Annotated in this window: 22 protein-coding genes; 19 read left to right on the plus strand and 3 right to left on the minus strand. The window is 29.8% G+C overall.

The genetic code is table 11. The annotated features are described in order from the left end of the window. Positions 1-66: 66 nt before the first annotated feature. Positions 67-1701 (minus strand): putative manganese-dependent inorganic diphosphatase, encoded by a 1635-nt coding sequence (locus Ccar_RS25325; RefSeq protein ID WP_007059528.1) that lies wholly within the window; start codon positions 1699-1701, stop codon positions 67-69. A 202-nt stretch (positions 1702-1903) separates the two neighbouring features. On the opposite strand from Ccar_RS25325, the gene Ccar_RS25330 reads away from it, so the two are divergent. Continuing rightward, positions 1904-4450 (plus strand): calcium-translocating P-type ATPase, PMCA-type, encoded by a 2547-nt coding sequence (locus Ccar_RS25330; protein WP_416100997.1) that lies wholly within the window; start codon positions 1904-1906, stop codon positions 4448-4450. 48 nt (positions 4451-4498) lie between these two features. Here the strand turns inward: Ccar_RS25330 and Ccar_RS25335 are convergent, their stop codons facing one another. Beyond that, a complete protein-coding gene (locus tag Ccar_RS25335; protein ID WP_007059526.1) occupies positions 4499-4903 on the minus strand; it encodes a hypothetical protein in 405 nt (134 codons plus the stop codon). A 381-nt stretch (positions 4904-5284) separates the two neighbouring features. On the opposite strand from Ccar_RS25335, the gene Ccar_RS25340 reads away from it, so the two are divergent. Next, a complete protein-coding gene (locus Ccar_RS25340; protein WP_007064779.1) occupies positions 5285-7594 on the plus strand; it encodes an AAA family ATPase in 2310 nt (769 codons plus the stop codon). A gap of 839 nt (positions 7595-8433) precedes the next feature. On the opposite strand, the gene ychF is transcribed toward Ccar_RS25340, so the two are convergent. Next, the gene (gene ychF, locus Ccar_RS25345) at positions 8434-9534 is read right to left on the minus strand and encodes a redox-regulated ATPase YchF (protein WP_007063506.1); all 1101 of its coding nucleotides are present in this window, start codon (positions 9532-9534) and stop codon (positions 8434-8436) included. A gap of 641 nt (positions 9535-10175) precedes the next feature. On the opposite strand from ychF, the gene mraZ reads away from it, so the two are divergent. The 17 genes from mraZ to Ccar_RS25430 all read left to right on the plus strand — a co-directional run bounded on the left by mraZ (position 10176) and on the right by Ccar_RS25430 (position 25201). Then, positions 10176-10604 (plus strand): division/cell wall cluster transcriptional repressor MraZ, encoded by a 429-nt coding sequence (mraZ, locus tag Ccar_RS25350; RefSeq protein ID WP_007063505.1) that lies wholly within the window; start codon positions 10176-10178, stop codon positions 10602-10604. A 24-nt stretch (positions 10605-10628) separates the two neighbouring features. Further along, positions 10629-11558 (plus strand): 16S rRNA (cytosine(1402)-N(4))-methyltransferase RsmH, encoded by a 930-nt coding sequence (gene rsmH / locus Ccar_RS25355; protein ID WP_007063504.1) that lies wholly within the window; start codon positions 10629-10631, stop codon positions 11556-11558. Between the two features lie 27 nt (positions 11559-11585). Continuing rightward, a complete protein-coding gene (locus Ccar_RS25360; RefSeq protein ID WP_007063503.1) occupies positions 11586-12071 on the plus strand; it encodes a hypothetical protein in 486 nt (161 codons plus the stop codon). A 58-nt stretch (positions 12072-12129) separates the two neighbouring features. Further along, entirely contained in the window at positions 12130-14319 is a 2190-nt protein-coding gene (locus Ccar_RS25365; protein ID WP_007063502.1) for a stage V sporulation protein D, read from the plus strand. Between the two features lie 80 nt (positions 14320-14399). Next, on the plus strand, positions 14400-15851 hold the full coding sequence (locus Ccar_RS25370; protein ID WP_007063501.1) for a UDP-N-acetylmuramoyl-L-alanyl-D-glutamate--2,6-diaminopimelate ligase: 1452 nt from the start codon (positions 14400-14402) through the stop codon (positions 15849-15851). Positions 15852-15866: 15 nt separating this feature from the next. Further along, positions 15867-17255, plus strand: a complete 1389-nt coding sequence (locus Ccar_RS25375; RefSeq protein WP_007063500.1) for a UDP-N-acetylmuramoyl-tripeptide--D-alanyl-D-alanine ligase — start codon at positions 15867-15869, stop codon at positions 17253-17255. A gap of 12 nt (positions 17256-17267) precedes the next feature. Then, positions 17268-18221 carry a phospho-N-acetylmuramoyl-pentapeptide-transferase gene (gene mraY, locus Ccar_RS25380; protein ID WP_007063499.1) on the plus strand — a complete coding sequence of 318 codons (954 nt, stop codon included), beginning with the start codon at positions 17268-17270 and terminating at the stop codon, positions 18219-18221. Between the two features lie 47 nt (positions 18222-18268). Then, positions 18269-19378 carry a stage V sporulation protein E gene (spoVE, locus tag Ccar_RS25385; RefSeq protein ID WP_007063498.1) on the plus strand — a complete coding sequence of 370 codons (1110 nt, stop codon included), beginning with the start codon at positions 18269-18271 and terminating at the stop codon, positions 19376-19378. Between the two features lie 136 nt (positions 19379-19514). Next, positions 19515-20285 (plus strand): cell division protein FtsQ/DivIB, encoded by a 771-nt coding sequence (locus Ccar_RS25390; protein WP_007063497.1) that lies wholly within the window; start codon positions 19515-19517, stop codon positions 20283-20285. A 14-nt stretch (positions 20286-20299) separates the two neighbouring features. Then, positions 20300-21010 carry a DUF881 domain-containing protein gene (locus Ccar_RS25395; protein ID WP_007063496.1) on the plus strand — a complete coding sequence of 237 codons (711 nt, stop codon included), beginning with the start codon at positions 20300-20302 and terminating at the stop codon, positions 21008-21010. A 42-nt stretch (positions 21011-21052) separates the two neighbouring features. Next, positions 21053-21394 (plus strand): small basic family protein, encoded by a 342-nt coding sequence (locus tag Ccar_RS25400; RefSeq protein WP_007063495.1) that lies wholly within the window; start codon positions 21053-21055, stop codon positions 21392-21394. 10 nt (positions 21395-21404) lie between these two features. Next, positions 21405-22133, plus strand: coding sequence for a DUF881 domain-containing protein (locus tag Ccar_RS25405; RefSeq protein WP_007063494.1), 729 nt, complete (start codon positions 21405-21407; stop codon positions 22131-22133). Positions 22134-22318: 185 nt separating this feature from the next. Then, complete coding sequence (locus Ccar_RS25410; protein ID WP_007063493.1) at positions 22319-22981, plus strand: YggS family pyridoxal phosphate-dependent enzyme; 663 nt, start codon at positions 22319-22321, stop codon at positions 22979-22981. A gap of 14 nt (positions 22982-22995) precedes the next feature. Next, positions 22996-23463, plus strand: a complete 468-nt coding sequence (locus Ccar_RS25415) for a cell division protein SepF (RefSeq protein ID WP_007063492.1) — start codon at positions 22996-22998, stop codon at positions 23461-23463. Between the two features lie 15 nt (positions 23464-23478). After that, positions 23479-23748, plus strand: a complete 270-nt coding sequence (locus Ccar_RS25420; RefSeq protein ID WP_007063491.1) for a YggT family protein — start codon at positions 23479-23481, stop codon at positions 23746-23748. Positions 23749-23750: 2 nt separating this feature from the next. Then, positions 23751-24521, plus strand: coding sequence for a YlmH family RNA-binding protein (locus Ccar_RS25425; RefSeq protein ID WP_048030482.1), 771 nt, complete (start codon positions 23751-23753; stop codon positions 24519-24521). Positions 24522-24541: 20 nt separating this feature from the next. Beyond that, the gene (locus Ccar_RS25430; RefSeq protein ID WP_007063851.1) at positions 24542-25201 is read left to right on the plus strand and encodes a DivIVA domain-containing protein; all 660 of its coding nucleotides are present in this window, start codon (positions 24542-24544) and stop codon (positions 25199-25201) included. Positions 25202-25239 lie beyond the last annotated feature (38 nt).

Raw genomic sequence — 25239 nt, forward strand, 5'->3', positions numbered from 1 at the left:
AAAAAATGCTAAGAAGTACATAGGCGTAATATAAATCTATGTACTTCTTTTTAATGATTATAAGTCTTATTTTGCCATTACTGCTGTCAATGGTGGTACAACCTGTTTCTTTCTTGAAAGTACTCCAGGTGCATATGCAGAATTATTCTTTAATAATACACCAAAGGCTTCATCAACAGCATCTGTATGATCCCCAACTGCGATTAGTTCAGATCCACCTTCTAAGATGTTTGTTAACATAAGTAAAATCAAACCGAATTCTTTTTCCTTACAAGTATTCTCCATTAAATCTAACATATCTTTTCTTATTGGGTTGAAGCTTTCAACATCCATAGTAGATACTTGACCTATACCAACTTTAATTCCACCTATAGTAAATGCTTTGAAATCTTGATTAAGTATTTCAGCAGGTGTTTTTCCTTCAAGTGAAGAACCTGCTTTAAACATCTCTTTTGCAAATGCTTCAGGGTCTATATTAGCTAAGTTTGCTAATCTCTTTAATGCATGTTTATCAGCATTAGTTGATGTAGGTGATTTAAATAGAAGAGTATCTGAAATAATAGCAGCACATAAAAGACCTGCAATTTTTCTAGATGGTCTTATACCATTTTCAAAGAATATAGAAGCAACTATTGTGGCAGTACATCCTACAGGTTCATTTCTAAAATATATTGGGGAACCTGTTTGAATAGCAGCAATTCTATGATGATCTACTATTTCAAGTACATCAGCATCATCAAGTCCAGGTACGGATTGAGATTTTTCATTATGATCTACAAGAATTACCTTTTTCTTTTTTTGAGATATTAAATGATATCTAGAAACATTTCCTACAACTTTATTTTCTGAATTTACTACAGGATAGCTTCTGTATCTAGTTTCAAGCATAACTTCTCTAACTTCTTCAATAAAATCATCAGTTTTAAAGGAAATTAAGTTATCTTTAGTCATTACGTAACTTACAGGAACACTTTGATTTATTAATCTTGAAGCAGTAAATGTATCATAAGGTGTTATAATTACACAGCATCCTACGCTTTTAGCTTTTTCTATTATAGCATCACTTACATCGTGGTTACCTGCTATAATCATAATGGAAACTTTGCAGTCTAAACATACATTTTGAGCATCTTCTCTATCTCCACAGATTACGAGGTCTCCTTCTTCTATAACTTCTTTAGCACTTTCAGGCTGCATAGCTGCAACTACTACCTTGCCTGCAAATTTAGGTTCACCTTCCACAGCATAAACACATTTAGCAGAAAGAGTATCTAGTATGTTTTCAAGATTTGTTCCACTTTTTTGTATTATATTGTTATCCCATATATCCATATAACTAGAAGTTATATTTGATTGAGAAGCAAGTCCTATTAGTCTATCTTCATCATCAACTACAGGAAGAGTTTTTACGTTATTTTTTCTTATCATTGACCAGGCTGTTTTTAAGGAAGTGTCTGGACAAATTGGAGCAACACTATCAAAGTTTAAATCTCCTATCTGTGCTTTAACTGTATCAACTAATTTAGGCTCTTTAACTCCAAAATAATTTAATACAAATTCAGTTTCTCTGTTTATGTTTCCAAGTCTTATGGGAATAGCATTTACGCCAGTTTTATTTTTAAATTCTGCATAAGATATGGCAGAACAAATAGAATCTGTATCTGGATTTCTATGTCCTGTTATGTACACTACATCATTCATTTTTTAAATCCTCCTAATTTTATACTAAATTCTAATGATTGCTACATATTATTATATACAATAGTGATGTTTTATACAACATATATGCAAAATCTCATGTATATACTTTCATGTATAGTATTTGTTTTTTTATTATTTTTTCATAATAGTAGTAATTAAAGGCATATATTTAAATTGTATAAACAACTAAAAAAGGGGAGGGATGTACTTGATTAATGAAAGAGAATTACAAAATGGACTAACGCATGAAGAAGCTAATAGAAGGTTAAAAAAGTATGGACCTAATAGATTAGAAAAAAAGAAGAAAATATCTGCAATTAAAATATTTCTTCAGCAGTTTAATGATTTTATGGTTTGGGTACTTATTGCGGCCACAGTTATATCAGGTTTTATGGGGGAAAAAGCAGATGCAATTACTATACTTATAATTGTTGTAATGAATGCAATACTTGGCTTTTTTCAAGAATATAGAACTGAAAAATCCTTAGAGGCATTAAAGGAAATGGCAGCTCCTACAGCTAAAGTAGTAAGGTCAGGAGCTTTAACTGTAGTAAATGCAGAAGAATTAGTTATTGGAGATTTAGTACTTCTGGAAACTGGAGATAGAGTACCAGCAGACTGCATGCTAACAGAGGATAGCAATTTTATGTTAGATGAATCTCTTTTGACAGGTGAATCTGTAGGTGTAGAAAAAAGTTGTAAAACTAAAGAAAATTCAATATTTATGGGTACTACAGTTTTAAAAGGAAAAGCTAGAGCCAGAGTAGTGGAAACTGGTATGAAAACTGAAATGGGAAAAATAGCAGGTATGCTTGACAATATAGAAAATGAAAGGTCTCCTCTTAAAGAAAAGTTAGCTTCACTTGGAAAGGTTTTGGTAATAATTTGTATTGCTATATGCATAATTGTAACCTTTACTGGAATTTGGAGAGGACAAGATAAATATGAAATGTTTCTTTTAGGTGTAAGCTTAGCTGTTGCAGCTATTCCAGAAGGTCTTCCAGCTATAGTTACAGTAGCTTTGGCACTTGGAGTTTCAAGAATGCTTAGAAGAAATGCTTTAGTTAGAAAGCTTCCAGCAGTTGAAACACTAGGATGCACTTCTATCATTTGCAGCGATAAGACAGGGACATTAACAGAAAACAAAATGATGGTAAAGGCCATGTACTTTAATGAAAAAATATATAAAGTAGATGAAGATTCAATTCCTGAAAATTTATTACTTAAGAAAGCTTTTACATATTGTAATGATTGTAATTTTGATTTTAAGGAAAAGAATATTTCAAAAAGTTTGTTTGGAGATCCTACAGAAACGGCTTTAATTAAAGCTCTTTTTAAGGACAGCAGTGAACTAAAAAAGTTTTTGGATAAATCAAATAGAGTGTACGATATTCCTTTTGATTCTGATAGAAAAATGATGTCTGTAATAATGAAAGAAGGTACAAAAGAAATTTGTTATGTAAAAGGAGCGCCTGAAAGGATAATAGGTAGATGTAAATATATCTTAGATAGAGGTGAAGTAAGATTATTTACATCAAGTTATAAAGAAAAAGTAGAAAAGGCTGTAGAAAATATGTCCTTTAATGCACTAAGATGCATAGCAGGTGCATATAAGGATAAAGGGATTGTAAGAGGAAAATCCTTAGAAGATAATCTTGTGTTTTTAGGTGTTGCAGGAATTATAGATCCACCTAGAAAGGAAGCTAAAGATGCAGTTTTAAAATGCAAAATGGCAGGAATAAGGGCAGTAATGATAACTGGAGATCACAAAAATACAGCCTTTGCTATAGGCAAGGAATTGGATATTTGTAAGGATCAATCACAGGTTATAACTGGAGAAGAGTTAGACAAAATAAGTGATAGAAAATTAGCAGATTTGGTTGATAGAGTATCTGTATTTGCTAGAGTAAGTCCTAATCATAAATTAAGAATTGTAAAGGCTTTTAAATCAAAAAATAAAATTGTAGCCATGACTGGAGATGGAGTAAATGATGCACCAGCAGTTAAGGAAGCTGATATAGGTATATCTATGGGAATATCAGGTACAGATGTAACTAAAGAAGCTTCTTCTATGATACTTTTGGATGATAATTTTGCAACTATTGTAGCAGCAGTGGAAGAGGGAAGAGTTATTTATTATAATATAAGAAAATTTATAAGGTACTTGCTTTCTTGTAATTTAGGAGAAGTGCTTACAATGTTTTTATCTTCTCTTTTCTATTTAGATACGCCACTTTTACCTATACAAATTTTATTGGTAAATCTGGCTACAGATGGGTTACCAGCTATAGCATTAGGAGTAGATCCAGCTAATGAGGATATAATGATTGGAAAACCTAGACCTAAAAATGAAAGTATATTTGCAAGAGGTTTAAGCGAAAAAATAGTTATAAGGGGAACTTTAATTGGAGTATGTACAATATTAGCTTTTATGGTAGGAAAATTGTATGGATATAACTTAAAAACCTGCAGGACATTAGCATTATGTACTTTAATAATATCACAATTGATACATGTATTCGAGTGTAGATCAGAAGAACACTCCATATTCCAAATAAATTTATTTACAAATGTCTATTTGCTTGGAGCTGTAACCATATCAATAACTATGCTTATATGTGTATTATACATTCCATTTATGCAAATGGTATTCCATACTGCAGCTTTGAATATAATTCAATGGGGAATTGTAATATTTTTCTCAGGTATAATAGCATTAACTAATAGCTTATATTTATACTTTAAATAAGACATCTGACTAATAAAAAAGATAGAATTGCATTAGCAATTCTATCCTTTATTTGATTCTTTGAACTCTTTGTGTCCTTTGAGGTTTTCCATCCATAGGTACTAGGTCTTTTTTGGTTGTAATATTTCTTATGTTGATAAGTTCAATTTGTTCTCTATTTTCTTTACCTCTTTTACCTTTTAAACCTTGAACTAAAACTAAATTTCCTTGAGATATAGTTATAAATTCTGGCTTCTTAAACCACTTATTTCTCATATAAGAGCATTTTACAACATTTTTACTTCTCTCAGGTCTTACCAAAAGGGTTACATTTAATTTATGGAATATCCACAATATAGTTTTTTCAGTAATTTTAACAGATACTACTGTTCCTTGCACTTGAGTAAGTCTGTCACCATATTTTTTCAAATAAGACTTTGTGTAATATTGAGCAATTTTTTCTTTAAAACTCATGGTAATAACTCCTTTACGTTTAAATTTTATGGAATGCTGAGTTTTTCAGCGGTTTCAATCCGTAGAGATTAAATTAAATAGTGTATTTATAACATAGTATTATGTTTTTTAAGAATATAATGCACTCTTATCATTGAATGTACATATACGCTATAAGTATACTAAATAAACTTGCACTTTGTCAAAAAAGTTTTAAATTATAGTACTATTATATGCAATGTTATAGGAAAATTCAAATTTAAAATTATATATCTGAAATTAATAATTTCAGATATATAAAAATTAAATGCTAAAAAGCTGATTAGTAGTTTTTTTATTTTTTGTGCCTAAATAATAATTTTAAGAATATTATTATAGTAAGCGATAAAAGGAGGATGGGATATGCAGAGAGAATTGGCAGCTGAAGAAATTATATATAAATTTGAGTTTGAAAATACCAAATTAAGAGAAGATAGCTACCATGTACCTGATGATAATGAAATGTATAAAAAATTAAAAATGGCTTTAGAAATAGATAAAGAAGGGTATAATGTTTATTTAATAGACGATTTTTCAAAAGATAAATTGAAAGAAATCATAAAGTTTGTAAAAGAAAATTTAAGGTTCAAGGAAAAATTAGTTGATATATGCTATGTTATAGAAGATGATGAAAAATGTCCTAAGGTATTATTTTTAACAGCTGGTAAAGGAAAAATTCTAAAAGAAATGTTAGAAAAAATGCAAAAAATATATTCAGAAACAACCTATGAATTTTATACTGATTCATCTAATAAGGAAAAGGAAGAAATAACTGAAAGTATTCGTAAAAAAAGATCTGATTTAATAAATAAATTATTAAAAGATTCTGAAGAACAGGGATTTACTATTAAAGCAACTCAAAATGGATTTACTTTCATTCCTATGAAGGATAAAGAAGAAGTCATGGATGAAGGTGAGTATGAAAAGTTAGAGAATGAAAAGAAAGAAAAAATACTAGATAAGGCTAGTAGCTTAAAGAAGAATGCCCAAAAGGTTTTGGAAGAATTAAAAAATATAGAACAATCGGGAATTGAGAAAATAAAAGAATTTATAGATGATTATTATATTGGGAAAACAAAAGATGTTAAAGAAGAATATTTTGAAAAATTTACAGATAATAAGGATATTATAGAGTTTTTAAATAATATTTGTGTTCAAATAGAAGAGGATATTAAAGAAATATATTCTATGAATTATGAAGATGATGAAGATGAAATAAATAATGCAATATATAAATACATGGTAAATGTGTTAGTGGATAATAGTGAAAAAAATGAACCCCCTGTAATATTTGAAGAAGATCCTAGTGTAAATAATTTGCTTGGAATTATAGAATATGAAAGCAAAAATGGATCATATATTACAGATATAAATTTGATGAAACCTGGATCACTTTTAAAGGCAAATGGTGGATGTATTATAATTAGAGCAAATAGTCTTTTGAATAATCCTTCAGCATATTATCATTTAAAAAAATCTATTATGAGTGGTAAAGTAGACTTAGATTATAATAGGGGATACTTGGAATTCTTAAATTTAACTGGTATAAAACCAGAACCTGTTAAGTTTAACGAAAAGGTAATAATTATAGGTGACTATAATCTTTATAATCTTTTATACAATTACGACGAAGATTTTAAAAAAATTTTTAAAGTGAGAGCCGAATATAAATCTTTACTAGATATTAATGAGGAAATAAAAAAATCTTTCTTAATAAAAATATACAATATGTGTAGATTCAATAATTTTTATCAGCTGTCTCAGGAAGGCATAACAGAGTTAGCTAAATTTTTATCTAGAAAAGCTGAAAATAAAAATAAACTTTATATAGATGATTATGAATTAAATAGAGTACTTACAATTTCTAATAACAAAGTGGAAGAGGATAACAGAGATAAAATAGAACAAAAGGACATAATAGATACAGTATATACTGAAGAAACGGTAGAAAAAGAAATAAATGAAAGCTATAAAGATAACAAAATATTTATAAATGTAATAGGAAAGCAAGTAGGCCAAGTAAATGGTTTATCTGTTATAGACACAGGATATTGCAGCTTTGGAAAACCTATAAGAATAACTTGTTGTTGTTATAAAGGAGAAGGAAATATAATAGATGTACAAAAAGAAAGTAATTTAAGTGGAGACATACACAATAAAGCTATAAGTACATTAAAAGGGTATATAAGCAATCTTATAGGTGGTTACGAAAAGATACCTGTAGATTTTCATTTAAGCTTTGAACAGATATATGGCACAGTAGATGGAGATAGTGCATCTGTAGCGGAAGTAGTATCCATGATATCAGCTTTAAGTAAAATAGGAATAAAACAAAATATAGCAGTTACAGGATCTATAAATCAATTTGGGAAAGTACAGCCTATAGGTGGGATAAATGAAAAAATAGAAGGTTTCTTTAAGGTATGTAAATTAAAGGATACCATAAAAGACAAGGGAGTTTTAGTTCCAGAATCTAATTTAAATAATATTGTATTGAATAAAGAAGTAGAAGAAGAAATTAAAAATGGAAATTTCCATGTATATTCTATGAGTTGTGTGAAAGATGCTATAGAAGTGTTAATGGGAAGGGAAAGTTTTGGCTACAATGAAATTATGGGTGAATTAAGTAAAGAATTGAAAAAGTACACGAGAAGGCACAAAAAAAGTAGATAAAAAATTTTCACATTATAAGTACATTGCAACACAATTTTTTAGGTTGAGTCCGCATTGAATATATGGTGTATAAAAGCCAACCGTTCATTAAGGAGCTCTAATGCCTAAAATTTAAAAAATCCCTACCCGCTCAAATGTCCCGACCTGGGACTTTCGCGGCTTGAATCGTCCTGATTCAAATTACGTGATTTTTTAAATTTTAGACATAAGAGCTCCTAAATTCTCTCAAAAGCTTTTATACACCATATATTCAAAGCTCCCTCCACCTAAAAAGTTGTGTAGTAACTATTGTAATTCTAATATGAAAAATTGCTTATAATTATAGCTCTTTAGAAAAAGCGTAGCTTTCAGCATCATATTTTTCAACGGCATAAATAATAAGTCTCTTTCGAGGTATTTCTATAAAATAGAAAGCAACTGCTTTTTAAACTAAATATATTAGCCAAACATTAGGTTTCGCCTTAATTTTTAAGTGTTATAAGTTATGATTATAATTTTGGATTACTGAAATTATATATAACGATGGAATTAGATGCGTATACTTGAAGTTACTAGTTTGAATTTTAACTTTTATGCAATGATATATGATAAGGGTGTACTCACATTAGCTAAATTGTTTTAGTATTATTCTTAGCTCAAAATTTTTGAAAGCCTTAGAACTTTAGTCCTGTTTGAGGAAACCGAGTTTGACAAAGTTCTTAGGCTTTCAAAAATTTCGAGCTTTAGAATAATTAAAACATTTAGCAGTGAGTACACCCTTATCATATATCACGGAATAAAAGTTAAAATTCAAACTTCCACTGCACTCTTACGTCGCATTAAGCTTATATTATATAAGCTTAAACATTGAATCTAAAGTTAACAATGTCTCCATCTTGCATAATGTAATCTTTTCCTTCAAGTCTAAAATAACCTTTTTCTTTTGCAGCAGCTTCAGAGCCACATTCTACAAGTTTGTCATAAGATACTATTTCAGCTCTTATAAAGCCTCTTTCAATATCTGTATGGATTTTACCAGCAGCTTTAGGTGCCTTGGTTCCATTTTTTACTGTCCATGCTCTAACTTCTTGAACACCGGCAGTTAAGAAACTCATAAGGCCTAGAAGCTTATAGCTTGCATGTATTAGCTTATCCAATCCAGCTTCGTCTAGTCCATATTCTTCAAGCATTTCTTTCTTTTCATCATCATCAAGAGTAGAAAGTTCTTCTTCTATTTTAGCTGAAATAACTATTACTTCAGAACTTTCCTTAGAAGCATATTCTTTAACTTTCTTAACATAATCATTTTCTAAGTTACCAGAAATTAAATCATCTTCAGAAATATTTCCTACATATAATACTGGTTTTGTTGTAAGTAAAAAATATCCTTTAACAATTTCGCTTTCATCTTCAGTTAACTCTAAAGTTCTAACTGGGTTACCATCTTCAAGATGTTTTTTTACTTTAAGCATTAATTCATATTCAGATTTAGCTTCTTTACTACTTCCACTTTTAGCAAGCTTAACAATTTTTTCGATTCTTCTGTCCATTACTTCTATGTCTGAAAATACAAGTTCTAGATTTATAGTTTCAATATCACGAATAGGATCTATAGAACCATCTACATGAACTACATTAGGATCATCAAAACATCTTACTACATGAACTATAGATTCTACTTCTCTTATATGAGATAAGAATTTATTTCCGAGACCTTCTCCTTTACTTGCTCCCTTAACTAATCCTGCTATATCATAAAATTCTATTGCAGTGTATACCTTCTTTTTAGAATTATACATTTTTTCAAGGACATCCAATCTTTTATCAGGAACACTAACTACACCTACATTAGGCTCTATAGTGCAGAAAGGATAGTTAGCAGATTCAGCTCCAGCTTTTGTTATAGCATTAAATAAAGTACTTTTACCTACATTAGGTAATCCTACGATTCCAAGTTTCATTTATGTACATTCCTTTCAATTATATATTGTAAAAAAACTTAAATTTTTTCTATTAAATTATACTCTACAAATGAAGGTATTTCAAGCTGACAAAGGACGAAAGACAGAGGACAAAGGACAATTGGCATAGGACAGTGAAGGAGGATTTTTCTCCGTTATGCTACGAAAAATCTTTAATTTAAAAAAAACTCATGTTTTTTTGTTTCTCTTGGATACTCTCTGAGTAAGCAATTATCTGAAAATCATAGATTTTAGATGCCTGCTTAAGCGATATTTTGCATTAGCAAAACAAGCTTAAAAATAAATTAGTTTTCTGACGTAAGGAAGAAAACTGACCTTCATTGTCCTCTGTCCTCTGTCAATTGTCCTCTAAAAATATATGCCAAAGTTGAATATCTTATTTAAGATTATAGAGAATTAAGTAGTAATATGATTTTTATTGTAGTCGATTTTAGTACTATTTGTTGGAACATTAAAGGGGATGTTATCGAATAATAGTGAAAAATAATTTTAATTCCCTTAAAAAAATAATTAAAATTATTTTAGACAAAGAAGGAATTTTTATGTTAATATAGAATATGTAAAATTAGTGGTTAAAAGTGGGGCAAAGTGGAGTAAATAACCAAATAGGGGTGTAGAAAATGTTTATAGGGGAGTATGAGCATGCATTAGATAATAAAAATAGAATAATCATACCCTCTAAGTTCAGGGAAGAGCTTGGAAGTAAGTTTATACTTACCAAGGGACTAGATGGTTGTTTATATGCTTATCCACTAGATGAATGGAGTGTGCTAGAAAATAAATTAAGAAAGCTTCCATTAACAAATAAAAATGCACGAGCTTTTGTTAGATTCTTTTTTTCTGGTGCTAATGAAATGGAGTTGGATAAGCAAGGAAGGACTTTAATTCCACAAAGCCTTTTAGAATACGGAGAGATAAAAAAGGAAATAGTAAGTATTGGAGTATCTAATAGATTAGAAATATGGAGCAAGGAGAAATGGATACAATACAATAGTTCAAATATAGATTTTGATAAGATTGCGGAACAAATGAGTGAACTTGGAATATAACATAAGTTGGAGGTAGATTTTTAGATGGAATTTAAACATGTATCAGTATTGTTAGAGGAAACTATAGATGCATTAAACGTAAAAGAAGATGGAATATATGTAGACTGTACTTTAGGAGGAGGAGGACATTCTTATGAAATACTTAAAAGACTTTCACCTAAAGGAAGACTTATAGGCATAGATCAAGATACTGCTGCATTGAAAGCGGCAGGTGATAGATTGAAACAATTTAATAATGTAACTTATGTTCATAACAATTTTTATAATATAGATGAAATTTTACAAGAATTAAATATAGAAAAAGTAGATGGAATTATGATGGACCTTGGAGTTTCATCTTATCAATTAGATGAAGCTGAAAGAGGATTCAGTTATATGAAAGATGCGCCTTTAGATATGAGGATGAATAGAGATAGCAGTACTTCTGCATATGATATAGTAAATTTTTATAGTGAAGAGCAGATTTTTAAAATAATAAAGGAATATGGTGAGGACAATTTTGCCAAAAGGATAGCAAAATTTATAGTCCAGAGAAGAGAAAAGGAAACAATAAAAACTACATTGGAACTTGTAGATATAATACGTCAAGCAATACCTGCAAGATTTCAAAAGGATGGTCATCCTGCTAAAAGAACTTTTCAGGCAATTAGAATAGAAGTAAATAGAGAACTACAAATATTGGATAAGGCTGTAGAGGACAGTGTAAATCGTTTAAATAAAGGAGGAAGGATAGCTATTATAACGTTTCATTCATTAGAGGATAGGAAAATAAAAGTTAAGTTTAAACAATTAGAAAATCCTTGTACATGTCCTCCGGATTTTCCGATGTGTGTATGTGGAAAAAAACCTCTTGTAAAACTTATAAGTAAAAAACCTATAGAACCTTCAATAGAAGAATCAGAAAATAATTCAAGAAGTAAGAGTGCTAAATTGAGAGTGGCTGAGAGAATATAGTTCTAAAAAAAGTGTGAGGTGAATAAAGTGATAGTGGTAAATAAAGATAATGTTATATCAGGAAATACTGTTCTCCAACCTGAATATGTGCCTTACGTAGAAGAAGAGCAAGAAAAATTAAGAAGAAGAGCAAAGGAAAAAAGGTTAAGACAAAAAAGGCTAAAAGGTAAAATTAAAATAATAAGAAATATTACTTTAGCCTTTACTGTAGGAGTAATACTCGTAGGTAGATATTGTGTAATTTATAATATGCAGCAGCAGTTAAATTCTATAAGTAATAATATAAACGAAGTAAATAGGGACAATGAAAATTTAAAGGTAGAGTTAGTTAAGTATAATAACATTCAATATATAGAAGATGCGGCAGTTAGTAAATTACATATGATACTTCCAGATAAGGGTACGGCAGCACAGGCAGATTTAGGTAAGGAAGTTATAAAAGCCTCAGATAAAAAGTCAGATACTCAAGCATATAAAAGCATATGGAGTAAATTAAGTAAAATGCTATTTTAATTAGGCAGAATATTATTGTTAAATTTTCAAGAGAGCAATTTTTACGGGGGTAAATTTATTGAATAAAAAGGAATACAGAGATAAAGTTATCATCAGAAGAAGAATGATAATAATTTTCAGTTTTCTTTTTACAACATTTTTATTACTATTTAGCAGATTGATGTATGTTATGGCTTATGAATCTTCTAAATTAAAAGCACTTGCTATTGATCAGTGGACAAGTGAAGTAAAAATTGATGCTAAAAGGGGTAGGATTCTAGATAGAAGTGGACATGAGTTAGCAGTAAGTGCTAATGTATATAGAATAGATTTAGATATGAATACCCTAAGGGATACAATGAAAGAAAAAAACTTATCAAAGGATGATGTAGCAGATAAATTAGCTTCAGCTTTAACTATAGATAAAAGCGAAGTTAGTAAAATACTTAATAAAACACTACCAGGAGGACTTCCACTTGGGTCAGCTACATTGAAGAGAAGAGTTGAAAAAGCAGAGGCTGATAATGTTAGAAGTTTAAATTTAAGAGGTGTTTTAGTATCTGCAGATACTAAAAGGTATTATCCTAATAATAACTTTCTTGCTCATGTTATGGGACATACAAATTCTGATGGAACTGGACTTACTGGAGTAGAGCTTTATTATAACAAAGAACTTTCCGGAACACCAGGTATGAGAATAGCAGAAACAGATAAAAAGAGTAAACAATTTACCAATACTATTTCAGAGTACACTAAACCTATAGATGGAGAAGATGTGGTTTTAACCATAGATGAAACAATACAACATTTTTGTGAAAAGGCTGCTGATCAAGCTTTAAATGACAATAAAGCAAAAGCAGTTACTGTAATAGTTATGAATCCCAAAAATGGTGAAATTCTTGCTATGGTAAATAAACCGGATTATAATCCTAATGAACCATGGATTAAAGATAAATCTTATGATGAACTTCAAAAGTTATGGAGAAATAGAGCAGTTAGTGATGCCTTTGAACCAGGATCTATATTTAAAGTTATAACGGCAACGGCTGCATTAGAAGAAAATGCAGTTAAGGAAAGTGATAAATTTTCATGTTCAGGAAGTATTACCATAGGAAAAAAAGTCATACACTGTTGGAAGACTTCTGGACATGGTGAACAAGCTTTTGTTGATATATTAAAAAATTCTTGTAATGTAGGTTTTGCCCAATTGGGAAAGATGATAGGAAAAGAAAATTTAAACAAGTATATACAAAAGTTTGGCTTTGGACAAAAAACAGGTATAGATCTGCCAGGAGAGGCTAAAGGAATTGTTAAAAAGACAAGTGCTATAAGTGATATCGATTTGGCAACCATATCATTTGGACAGGCAAATACAGCATCTCCAATTCAATATCTTACAGCATTTAACGCTGTAGCAAATGGAGGAACATTAATAACACCTCATGTAATGAAGGAAATATCTCATTATGATAATAATGCAAGCAGTGAAGTTACAGATAAAAAGTTTGATATATCAGGAGCTAACAGTAAGAAAATTGTGGATTCGAATAAGGTAGCACAGCTTAGGGGATATCTTGAAAAGGTAGTTGCAGAAGGTGGAGGTAAAAAAGCTTTTATAGATGGATACCATATAGCAGGTAAAACTGGAACTGCGCAAAAAGCTGGAGTTGGCGGATATCAGCAAGGCAAATACATAGCATCCTTTGCGGGAATGGCACCAGCTAGTGATCCTAAAATAACAGTATTTGTATCTATAGATGAACCTGATCCTTCTAATTATTATGCAGGACAAATATCTGCGCCTGCGGCAAAACAAGTTTTTAATGATATATTTAATTATTTGGATATCAAAAGCGATGCTAGCAGTGAAGATGTAAAAAAGAGTATGTTAAAAGATGTTATAGTTCCAGATGTAAGGGGAATGAAAAAATCTGATGCGGAAAAAGTTTTGAAGGAACATAATTTAACTGATGAATTAGATTCAAATGGAGACTATATAGTAGATATGAATCCTAAACCTGGATATACAGTGAAAGAAGGTACTAAAATTGTACTTTACACAGGAAACACAGCAAATTATAATAAAGTAGTAGCTGTTCCTGATGTTGAAGGGTTAAGTCAGGAAAAAGCTGAAGCTGTATTTAATAGTTTAGGCTTAAAGGCAGAATTTGAAGGAGAAGGAGTAGTATCTGATCAAAGTGTTAAGCCAGGAGACGAAGTGCAAAAAGGAACGGTGGTAAAACTTGACACTGACATACTAGGAGATTAAAATATTAGGCATGCAATACATATAAAAGCATATGTGTTGCATGCCAATGCTATGTAAGAGAATTAAAAAGGGGTGTTTCTATGAACTTGAAAAAAATATTAAAAGAGATAAAATATGAATTATTAAAGGGTAATGATGATCTGGAAATAAGGGAAATTCAGTATGATTCCAGAAATGTAAAAAGTGGAGATTTATTTGTGTGTATTGAGGGGTATAGCACAGATGGGCATAAATATGTAAGTAGTGCAGTAAGTAATGGAGCAGCGGCTGTTATTTGCAGTAAAGATATAGAAAATTTAACTGAATGTACAGTTATAAAAACTGAAGATACTAGAAAAGTTTTAGCATTAGCATCCGCAAATTATTATGATCATCCTTCGGATAAATTGAAGGTAATAGGTATAACAGGCACAAATGGAAAAACTACTTCAACATTTATGATGAAATCTATTTTAGAAGCTCAAGGATATAAGGTTGGACTTTTAGGAACTATAGCAAATTATGTTGGAGATAAAAAAATACCAGCTCATAGAACTACTCCGGAATCTTTAGAACTTCAAAAACTATTTGCAGAAATGGTGGAAGAAGGAGTCAACTATTGCATTATGGAAGTATCATCACATTCATTATATCTAGATAGAGTATATGGTGTAAAATTTTGTCAAGCAATATTTACTAATTTAACAAGAGATCATTTAGATTTTCATAAGACCTTTGAAAATTATTATAATGCAAAACTTATATTATTTAAAAATACATTAAGTTCAGTAGTAAATATAGATGATGAATATGGTGAAAGAGTATATGAGGATTCAGAAGGAAAGAAGACTTCTTATGCTATAGATAAAGTTGCTGATGTTAAGGGAAGCAATTTACATATGCATTCTAGAGGAGTGGAGTTTGACATAACATACAAGAATGAAACTCAGCATATAAATTTAAATATACCAGGAAAATATAATGTTATGAATGCTCTTGGAAGTGCAGCGGCATGTTTAGGCGAAGGAATGAGTCTTGCAACTGTAAAAGAAGGGTTAGAAGCTATGCTATGTGTACCTGGAAGATGTGAAATAGTAACTAAAAATTATGACTTAGGTTATGAGGTTATAGTAGATTATGCACATACTCCAGATGGATTGGAGAATATACTTAAAACTGCAAGAGAATTTACTAAAGGTAAACTTATAAGTGTCTTTGGCTGCGGCGGAGATAGAGATAATACTAAGAGACCTATTATGGGAAAGATAGGTACAGAGCTAAGTGATAAAGCGGTTATTACTTCAGATAATCCTAGAACTGAGGATCCTATGTCCATAATAAAAGAAGTTGTAGCAGGTGTAGAAAAAGATAATTATATTGTGGTAGAAAATAGAAGAGAAGCTATAAAAAAGGCTATGGAAATGGCAAAAAAAGATGATGTTATAGTAGTAGCAGGAAAAGGACATGAAGATTATCAAATATTAAAGGATAAAACTATTCATTTTGACGAAAGAGAAGTAATTGCAGAAATTATAAAGGAATTGAATAAGTAGAAGGAGTGTATACAATTGGAACATATGACCTTTGATGAGATAGTTAATGCAGTACAAGGAAAAGTTGTATTGCAGGGAAACTATGAAAAGTTTAATCAAATAAGTACGGATACGAGAAAAATAGATAAAGATGATATATTCATAGCCTTGAAAGGAGAAAATTTTAATGGAAATGAATATATAAAAGTTGCTAGTGATAATGGAGCATCTATGTGCATTATAGATGAAATTAAGTATAGAGAAGATGAAATAGAAAAGGGAACTACAATAATTAAAGTTGAAGATACTAAAAAAGCATTGCTGCAATTGGCTAAAGCTTATAGAAATAAGCTTAATTTAAAGGTAATAGGTATAACAGGATCTAATGGAAAAACATCTACAAAGGATTTGTTAGCAGCAGCATTAAGTTCTAAATATAAAGTTTTTAAAACACAAGGAAATTTTAATAATGAGATAGGGCTTCCATTAATGATATTTAAACTTGATAATAGCTATGATATAGCAGTGCTTGAAATGGGAATGAATAATTTAAATGAAATTCATAGAATGGCGGAAGCTGCGAAACCTGATATAGCTTTAATTACTAATGTAGGTGTAAGCCATATAGGTAACCTTGGTTCAAGAGAAAATATATTGAAGGCAAAGCTTGAGATTACTGATTTTTTTGATAAGAATAGTATTTTAATTGTAAATGGAGACAATGACCTTCTTTCTGGAGTAAAAAGTAATAAATTTTCTATATACACTACAGGAATGGAAAATGGAAACAATCTTAACGCTTGTGATATAGAACTTAAGGAAAATTTTGTAGAGTTTAGTGTAGAGGAAAATGGGAAAAAATTTGAGGAAACATTTCATGTAGAGATACCAGGAAAGCATACAATATCTAATTCACTACTAGCTATAGCTTGTGGAAGAATATTAGGTATGGAGAATAAAGACATAAAAGAAGGACTAAAAAATCTTCAAACTACTGCTATGAGAATGGATCTTATTAAAGGCAAGAAGTTTAATATACTGAACGATTGTTATAATGCTAATCCTGATTCAATGAAGGCAGCTATAGATGTTTTAAAAAATGTAGAGTCTAGTAGAAGAATAGCTGTACTTGGAACTATGGGAGAATTGGGAGAACAATCTTATAAATCTCATAAAGAAATTGGTGAATATTCAGCAAAAAATGGAGTGGATTTACTTTTAACATTTGGTGAATATAATAAAGCTTTTGAAGAAGGTTTTAAATCAAGTACCAAAGCTGAATATAAAGCTTTTGATGATTATAGTGAAGGTATAAAATATTTAGTGAATGGATATTTAAAAGAAGGAGATACAGTTTTAGTTAAAGCTTCTAGATCCATGAAATTTGAAAAGATAGTAGAAGAACTTAAGAAAAATAACTTATAGGGGGTTATAAGGATGGATAGATTAATTTATTCAGTATTAGTTGCATTTTTTATATCAATTTTAGAAGGTCCTATTATAATTCCATTACTGCATAAGCTTAAATTTGGACAGAGTATAAGAGAAGAGGGACCAAAGAGTCATCAAAAAAAATCAGGAACACCTACTATGGGAGGAATAATATTTATATTATCTTCGTTTATAACTATGGCTCTTGTAGTAAAAAAGCCAGGTGATGAAGCTATGATTGCTTTATATGCTTTTGTAGCTTTTGGAGTAATAGGTGCGTTAGATGATGGATTAAAGATTATACAAAAGAAAAATTTAGGACTTAGAGCTTATCAAAAAATGATATTACTTTTAGGTGCATCAGGTTGGTTTGCATATTATGCAGCTAAAAATCCGGATATAGGAACTTCTATAATAGTACCTTTTGCACATAGAACTGTGAATTTGGGATGGTTTTATATTCCATTTATAGTTATTTATTTTGCAGCAGTTACAAACTCAGTTAATTTAACAGATGGTTTAGATGGCTTAGCAACCTCTATTACATTATTAGTTATGACTTTCTTCTCGCTAGTGAGCTTTGCTATGGGGCATTATACTTTAGCAATATTTTGTGCTGTAGTTGCTGGTGCACTTTTAGGATTTTTGAGATACAATGCCTTTCCAGCAGGAGTTTTTATGGGGGATACAGGCTCATTGGCTTTAGGGGGAGCAGTAGCAGCAGTAGCATTGATATTAAAATTACCATTATTGGTTATAATAGTAGGTGGAATATATGTAATGGAAGCATTATCTGTAATTCTTCAAGTAGCATCCTTTAAGCTTACAGGAAAAAGAATATTTAAGATGAGTCCAATACATCATCATTTTGAACTATCAGGCTGGCATGAAACTAAAGTAGTTTCTGTGTTTTGTATTGTTACAGTAGTATTATGTTTATTTGCTTTTTTGTCTTTATAAGTAAATGTTTAGTCTGATAAAAGTAATTTATGTAGGAGGATATAGGGATGAGTAAACCCACTAGTAAAATGGGGCCTATTGATTTTGTATTATTTTCGACTATAATGCTTTTAGTGGCAATTGGTGTTATCATGGTTTATAGTGCTAGTTCCTATAGTGCATATTTTAATCCACACATAAAAGATAGTACTTTTTACTTGAAAAAGCAGGCAGGAGCAGCTTTAGTAGGAATTTTATTTATGTTTATGACTATAAGGCTTGATTATCATAGAATTAAAAAATATACTAAAATAATTATGATAATTACTGTGGTACTTTTGTCAGCAGTTTTTGCTTTTAAACCTGTAAATGGAGCACAAAGATGGATACAAATTGGAGGATTACCATCACTTCAGCCATCTGAATTAGCAAAATACATAGTGGTATTATATATGGCTAAGAGCATAGAAAGCAAAGGAGAAAAAATAAAGACATTAAAGTATGGTATTATACCTTATCTTATTATATCTGGTTTTTATGCAGGGATGGTTTTTAAGGAGAAAAATTTAAGTATAGCAGCGGTAATAATGATAGTTACATTAATTGTACTTTACGTAGCAGGTGCTAAGACATCGCATATGTTAGGTTTATTAGGCTTAGTAGGTTTAGCAGGAGCAGCAGGAATAGCATTTGAGCCATATAGATTGGCTAGGTTTAGTAGTTTTTTAAATCCATGGGCTGATCCAAAGAATACAGGATATCAGTTGATACAATCTCTTTTAGCTTTAGGTTCTGGAGGAATATGGGGTGTGGGTCTTGGAATGTCAAGACAGAAGTGTTACTACATACCTGAGCCTCATAATGACTTTATATTTTCCATAATTGGCGAAGAATTAGGTCTTATAGGTTGTACAATTATCATCATATTGTTTATTATCCTTATATGGAGAGGAGTAGTAACGGCAGTAAAGGCAAAAGATACTTATGGAACTCTTTTAGCTACAGGAATTACATCAGTTATAGCAATACAAGCCATAATCAATATAGCTGTTGTTACAGGATCAATGCCTGTAACTGGTGTACCACTTCCTTTTATAAGCTATGGAGGATCAGCTTTAGCCATCAATTTAGTGGCCATGGGAATACTTCTAAATATATCCAGACAAAAAGAATATTAATATTTATTGTAGCATTGCAATTAGCAATGCTATAATTTATGTAATTAAATAAAATTTAATCAAAAATTTAATGAAATTAATTTAATAGAGTGTTATTATATATATATCTTAAAAAATTGAGGTAGGTTGATATATTATGGCTTTAACTTCTCCCAAAACAGAAAATGAATTGATTTTAAGAAGAAGAAAGCGAAAAAGAATAAAAAAGATATTGATGTTATTTATTTTACTGTTATCAATATGTATTACATTATGTTTAAAACATCCTTATTTTAATATAAAAAACATTGAGGTAAGTGGAAATAGAAATATTTCATCTAAAGAAATTGTTGATTTGTCAAGATTATTTAAGGGTAATAACATATTTTATATAAATGTTCGAAATGGTGAAAATAACATTTTAAGCAATCCATATATTTCAGAAGTACAAATAAAAAGAAAATTACCAGCTACAGTACAAATAAATATAAAGGAAAGAGAAGCTTTATTTTATAATGCGAAGGATAATAAGTATTTTATAGTAGATAAAAATGGAGTAGTCCTTCAAAAAAAGGATGATATAAAGGGAATGCATTTAGTTAAATTAGATGGCTTTGATTATGATAAGAGTGAAATTGGTAAAGTATTAAAAAATGATGACAAATCAAAAATAGACATAGTTACTAATTTAGGAAATATTATTTTAAATAGCAAAAATACAATTGGAGTTACTTATATAGATCTAAATAGTACTATAGATATAAAAATATATTTTGGTGATATGTGTGTTAAACTTGGTAGAAGCGACAACCTTGATAAAAAGGTTAATGAAGCTTTGAATATAATTAACAGCAAAGGATTAAAAGGTGCTAAGGGATACATAGATGTAAGCTTTGATGGTAATCCTGTATTTTTTATTCAAAAGTAGGAGGATGTTAAAAAATGCGTAAGGTTAACGCTCAAATAAGTGTTGCTGTAGTACTAGGTATTTTAGGGTTTATGCTTGCATACCAGCTTAAGACTATTGTAAGGCAAGATAAAACATTGAACCTAACTAACAAAAATGGTACAGATGTTACTGTTGAGATTGAGCAATATAAAAAACAAAAACAAGAACTTGAAAGTAAAGTTAATGATCTTCAAAACCAAATTAAAAATTATGAAAATGCAGCAGCAGGAAAAAGTGATTCAACAAAGAATCTTTTAAAAGAGTTAGAAGATACTAGAGTACTTACTGGAACTACAGATGTGCATGGACCTGGTATAACTGTTTATCTTACACCTGATGCCAGATTTTTGGGAAATAATATAGGAGATCATATAACGGATAAACATTTGGTGTATTTAGTAAATGAGTTAAAGTTTGCAGGTGCGGAAGCTATATCCATAAATGATATAAGAATACTTTCAAGGACAGGAATAAGAACTGCAGGAAGCTATATTTTGATAAATGATGAAAAAATATCTCCATCCAGTAGAATTGTTATACAAGCAATAGGAGATAAAAATTTATTATATGGAGATATGAGTTTTCCGGAAGTTTTTGCTGATTTTAAAGGTTTGTGTGATGTGAAATTTGAAAAGTCAGATGACATTACAATTAAGAAGAATAATAAAACTTATAAATTTGAATATGCAAAACCAGTACAATAGTAAATAAGTTAAATATATAATAGTTTTGGAGGGTGGTATAAAGTGATTGGTTTTATTGGACTTATAATTGGAATAATTGTTGGTATTGTGTGGAAAGTAAATATTCCAGAACAATTTTCTCCATATATGTCTGTAGCAATACTAGCTTGTTTAGATTCCGTATTTGGTGCAATAAAAGGAAGCTTGTCAAAAAAATTTCAACCAGATATATTTATTTCAGGCTTTTTTGGAAATGCAGTATTGGCAGCTGGACTTGCATACTTAGGGGATAAGATGGGTGTACCTATATATCTTGCAGCAGTAATAGTGTTTGGAGGAAGAATTTTTGATAACTTTGCTACTATAAGAAGATTATTAATAGAGAAGGCAAGAAATCATCAATGAGGTGAGATAAATGAAAAACAATGAAGCTAGCACTTTTGTTTTTATAGCCTCAATAATTATAGGTATATTAATATCTATGAATATTAGCTTTACAAGAACTACAGATAGGGTTTTTTTAAGTGCAAAGCAATATCAAGATTCTTACAATTATAAAAATAAGCTTTATAGTGATATAGCAGCACTCATACAACAATATCAAAAATACAATTCTAAGCTTGTAGAGTATAAAAGTAATGAAAAAAATGAAGAGCAAGTTACTAAGGGAATAATTGAAGAATTAAATGAAAATAATATTATTTTAGGAAAAGTTGCTCTAGAAGGACAAGGAATAAAAATAAGCTTAAATGATGCAAAGGATGAAGATATAGAAAATTCTTTTGAATTTGAAAAGAAATTAAGATTAGTCCATGATATGGATATTATGCAAGTAATAAATGATATTAAAAATTCAGGAGCAGAAGCTATAAGTATAAATGGTCAAAGAGTGGTTGATAGAACTGAAATATACTGTAGTGGTGCTTTTTTAAGAATTAATGGTGTTAAAATGATGGCTCCTTTTACAATTTATGCTATAGGTAACAAAGAAGTTATGTATAATTATATGCTGTCAAATGAAAACTATTTAAAAAGCTTAATAACAAGAAAAGTAAGAGTAGATGTACAGCAATGTGATAATTTAACTGTTCCAGCCTATATTGGAGAACAAAAGAATGCACTAATAAGTAGTAAAAATGAATAATATTATTCAATGAAATTTGGATTTTAATAATATATTATAATTAATTAAATTTTTATTTAAATTTTATTGATTTGTTGAAGGATTTTTTAATTTTATGAAGAATATACTTATGAAGAATGTATTTTATACCATTAAAATTGCATAAAATTACAAGCTCAATTGGACAGTAAAAGGAGACGATGAAATTGTCAATTGAAGAAAATGTAAAGATGATAAGAAATACTATAGAAAAAGATGTTACTTTAATAGCAGTTTCAAAGACCAAACCTGTTGAAGAAATAAAGAAAGTATACGATATAGGAATTAGGGACTTTGGAGAAAATAAAGTTCAAGAACTTATAGATAAATATGATAAACTTCCTAAAGATATAAAATGGCATTTAATAGGTCATCTTCAAAGGAATAAAGTGAAATATATAGTAGGGAAAGTTCACCTTATTCAATCTTTAGATAGTATAAGACTTTTACAAGAAATAGATAAGCACTATTCTGCAAATAATGAAATAGCTAATACTCTGATTCAAATAAATATAGGCAGAGAAGAAAGCAAAACAGGTGTTTTATTAGAGAAATTAGATGAACTGTTACAACAGTGTGAAAACTGTAATAATGTAAAGGTTAAAGGACTTATGGCTATTGTACCACAGGCTACAGAAGAAAGTTGTAGGTGCTATTTTAAGAAAATGAAGGACATTTTTGAAGACCTAAAGAAGAAAAGCTTTAAAAATATACAAATGGACATTTTATCTATGGGTATGAGTGGTGACTACTCAATGGCTTTACAAGAAGGGTCAAACATGATAAGAGTGGGTCAAGGCATATTTGGAAAGAGAAATTATAATAATTGAGGAGGGTAAATTAAATGTCAGGTAAAGTTATAAGTAAGGTTATGGGTTTTTTAGGCCTAGAGGATGATTTAGAAGAAGAAATAGAAGAAACAGAAGAGAGAAGACAGGAAAAAGCGGTAAATGATACAACAGCTTCAGTAGAGCCAATTATATCAAATTCAAAAAGGCAAAATAAGGTGGTAAGTATACATACTACTATTGCTGCTAAGGTGAAAATAGTAAAACCTACTAGTTATGAAGAAGCAGCAGATATTTGTGATGAATTAAAGAATAGAAAAATTATAGTTATAAATACTACAGGATTAGAACAAAGGATAGCTCAAAGACTTTTAGATTTCATGGGCGGAGCAAGCTATGCTCTAGGAGGAGATTTAGAAGAAGTAGAAAGAGGAGTTTATTTACTGTCACCAGCAACAGTAGAGGTTAGTAATGATTTTAAAAGTGAATTATCAAGTAAAGGGATTTTTGGCTGGAATAAGTAGTGTTCGGAGGATAAAATGATAAGTGGTACTTTAGTAGTGGCGCTAGATTTATTATTTAGGTTTCTTGAAGGTGCTATATTATTGGATGTAATTCTTTCATGGGTTATGCCTGGAAGAAGTAATGGTTTCTTAGACTTACTTCATGTATTTACAGATCCATTTATGATTCCAGGAAGGAAAATTCAAGAAAAGCTTATGCCTGGTTTTATGATAGATTTTTCACCTATACTTGCACTAGTAATACTAGATGTAATAAGAAAAATTGTGTTTACTATATTGTTATAGTTGTGAATAAAAAAGATTTTTTAAATAAAGTAGGTTTTTTAGAAAATAATATAGCTTCCAATATCTATGATAAGATTATTTTAGCCAAAAAAATTAATAAAGTAATATGCACAGGAGAATTTTATACTCCTAAGACCTGGAAAACCATAGAAAGTTTAAGTGAGGAAATTGGTATAAATGTTTACCCTTATGGCATTTTTGAAGATGCAGAAAGGAAAGTTATAGCTTTTTCCAATGATCATGTATATTGTTATCCTGTAACCCTTATTAGAGTTAATGGAAAGTCAAAATTTAATAATCTTAGACATAAGGATTATTTAGGGTCTCTAATGGCATTAGGTATTAAGAGGGAAAAATTTGGAGACTTAATACTTAGCAATGATGGATGTTATGTTGCTGTGCAGGAGGAAATAGTTGATTATATAAAAATGAATTTAATCAGTATAGGTAAAACTCACTGCACAATTGATGTTTTAGATATATATAGTTCAGAAATTCCCAAATATGACTTTCAAAAAATTATTGTGAATGTTTCTTCTCTTAGAATTGATTGTGTAGTAAGTACTCTGTGTAATATATCAAGAAGTAAAGCTGAAGAATTAGTAAGGCAAGGAAAAGTTTTAGTAGACTATTCAGAGGATTTTAAGAAGAATAAAATTTTGAACTGTGATACAATAATAACTGTAAGAGGGTATGGAAAATTTAAAATTGTAGAAGAAGTTGGATGGACGAATAGTGGAAAAGTAAAAATCCTTGTAAAAAAATTTATTTGATTTGAGGTGAGCAGTTCACAATGAAGATAACTTCAATGGATATAACAGAAAAAGAATTTAGAAAAGTTTTAAGAGGGTATAGTGTAGAAGAAGTAGATGAATTTTTAGACAAAATAGCTGAAGAATATGAAGTTCTTTACAAAGAAAATTCAAATTACAAAGAAAAACTCTCAGGCATACAAGAAAAAATAGAACATTATAATAAAATGGAAAATACAATACAAAATACTTTGCTTTTAGCACAGAATGCATCTGAACAAGCTAGAGAAAATGCTAAAAAAGAAAGTGAATTAATATTAAAAAATGCTAATGATGCAGCTCAGAAGATAATTGATAAGGCTCACAGTGATGTAATTCAAATTACTGATGAGTTTGAAAGAATGAAGCAGGAATTTTGTAAATTTAGAACTAAGTTTAGAAGCTTTATGGAATCTCAATTAGAAATGTTTGACGATATGGAAAAGGAATTTGTTAAAAATTATAATGTAGGCTACGAAAGTAGTGAAAATGTAAATGAACCTATAAAAAGTGAAGAAATTAGGGAAAAAGAAATAGAGATTATACCAGAAAAAAATTCAAACAGTCCTATAGTTCCTAAATATGAAGATTCAAAATCGGATTCAGAATTTTATAATAACGAAAATGAATTAGAAGAAATTAAAAATTTTTTTGTAAAATAAAAAGCCCACTCAGTAAGAGTGGCTTTTTTATTTTTACG

The organism is Clostridium carboxidivorans P7 (assembly GCF_001038625.1).
GTDB classification, from domain to species: domain Bacteria; phylum Bacillota; class Clostridia; order Clostridiales; family Clostridiaceae; genus Clostridium_AM; species Clostridium_AM carboxidivorans.

What these genes read in the sequence shown, in the direction of transcription:
- Ccar_RS25325 (WP_007059528.1), bottom strand. Translation starts at nt 1,701, where the DNA reads ATGAATGATGTAGTGTACATAACAGGACATAGAAATCCAGATACAGAT.
- Ccar_RS25330 (WP_416100997.1), top strand. Translation starts at nt 1,904, where the DNA reads ATGTACTTGATTAATGAAAGAGAATTACAAAATGGACTAACGCATGAA.
- Ccar_RS25335 (WP_007059526.1), bottom strand. Translation starts at nt 4,903, where the DNA reads ATGAGTTTTAAAGAAAAAATTGCTCAATATTACACAAAGTCTTATTTG.
- Ccar_RS25340 (WP_007064779.1), top strand. Translation starts at nt 5,285, where the DNA reads ATGCAGAGAGAATTGGCAGCTGAAGAAATTATATATAAATTTGAGTTT.
- ychF (WP_007063506.1), bottom strand. Translation starts at nt 9,534, where the DNA reads ATGAAACTTGGAATCGTAGGATTACCTAATGTAGGTAAAAGTACTTTA.
- mraZ (WP_007063505.1), top strand. Translation starts at nt 10,176, where the DNA reads ATGTTTATAGGGGAGTATGAGCATGCATTAGATAATAAAAATAGAATA.
- rsmH (WP_007063504.1), top strand. Translation starts at nt 10,629, where the DNA reads ATGGAATTTAAACATGTATCAGTATTGTTAGAGGAAACTATAGATGCA.
- Ccar_RS25370 (WP_007063501.1), top strand. Translation starts at nt 14,400, where the DNA reads ATGAACTTGAAAAAAATATTAAAAGAGATAAAATATGAATTATTAAAG.
- mraY (WP_007063499.1), top strand. Translation starts at nt 17,268, where the DNA reads ATGGATAGATTAATTTATTCAGTATTAGTTGCATTTTTTATATCAATT.
- spoVE (WP_007063498.1), top strand. Translation starts at nt 18,269, where the DNA reads ATGAGTAAACCCACTAGTAAAATGGGGCCTATTGATTTTGTATTATTT.
- Ccar_RS25390 (WP_007063497.1), top strand. Translation starts at nt 19,515, where the DNA reads ATGGCTTTAACTTCTCCCAAAACAGAAAATGAATTGATTTTAAGAAGA.
- Ccar_RS25395 (WP_007063496.1), top strand. Translation starts at nt 20,300, where the DNA reads ATGCGTAAGGTTAACGCTCAAATAAGTGTTGCTGTAGTACTAGGTATT.
- Ccar_RS25405 (WP_007063494.1), top strand. Translation starts at nt 21,405, where the DNA reads ATGAAAAACAATGAAGCTAGCACTTTTGTTTTTATAGCCTCAATAATT.
- Ccar_RS25415 (WP_007063492.1), top strand. Translation starts at nt 22,996, where the DNA reads ATGTCAGGTAAAGTTATAAGTAAGGTTATGGGTTTTTTAGGCCTAGAG.
- Ccar_RS25420 (WP_007063491.1), top strand. Translation starts at nt 23,479, where the DNA reads ATGATAAGTGGTACTTTAGTAGTGGCGCTAGATTTATTATTTAGGTTT.
- Ccar_RS25430 (WP_007063851.1), top strand. Translation starts at nt 24,542, where the DNA reads ATGAAGATAACTTCAATGGATATAACAGAAAAAGAATTTAGAAAAGTT.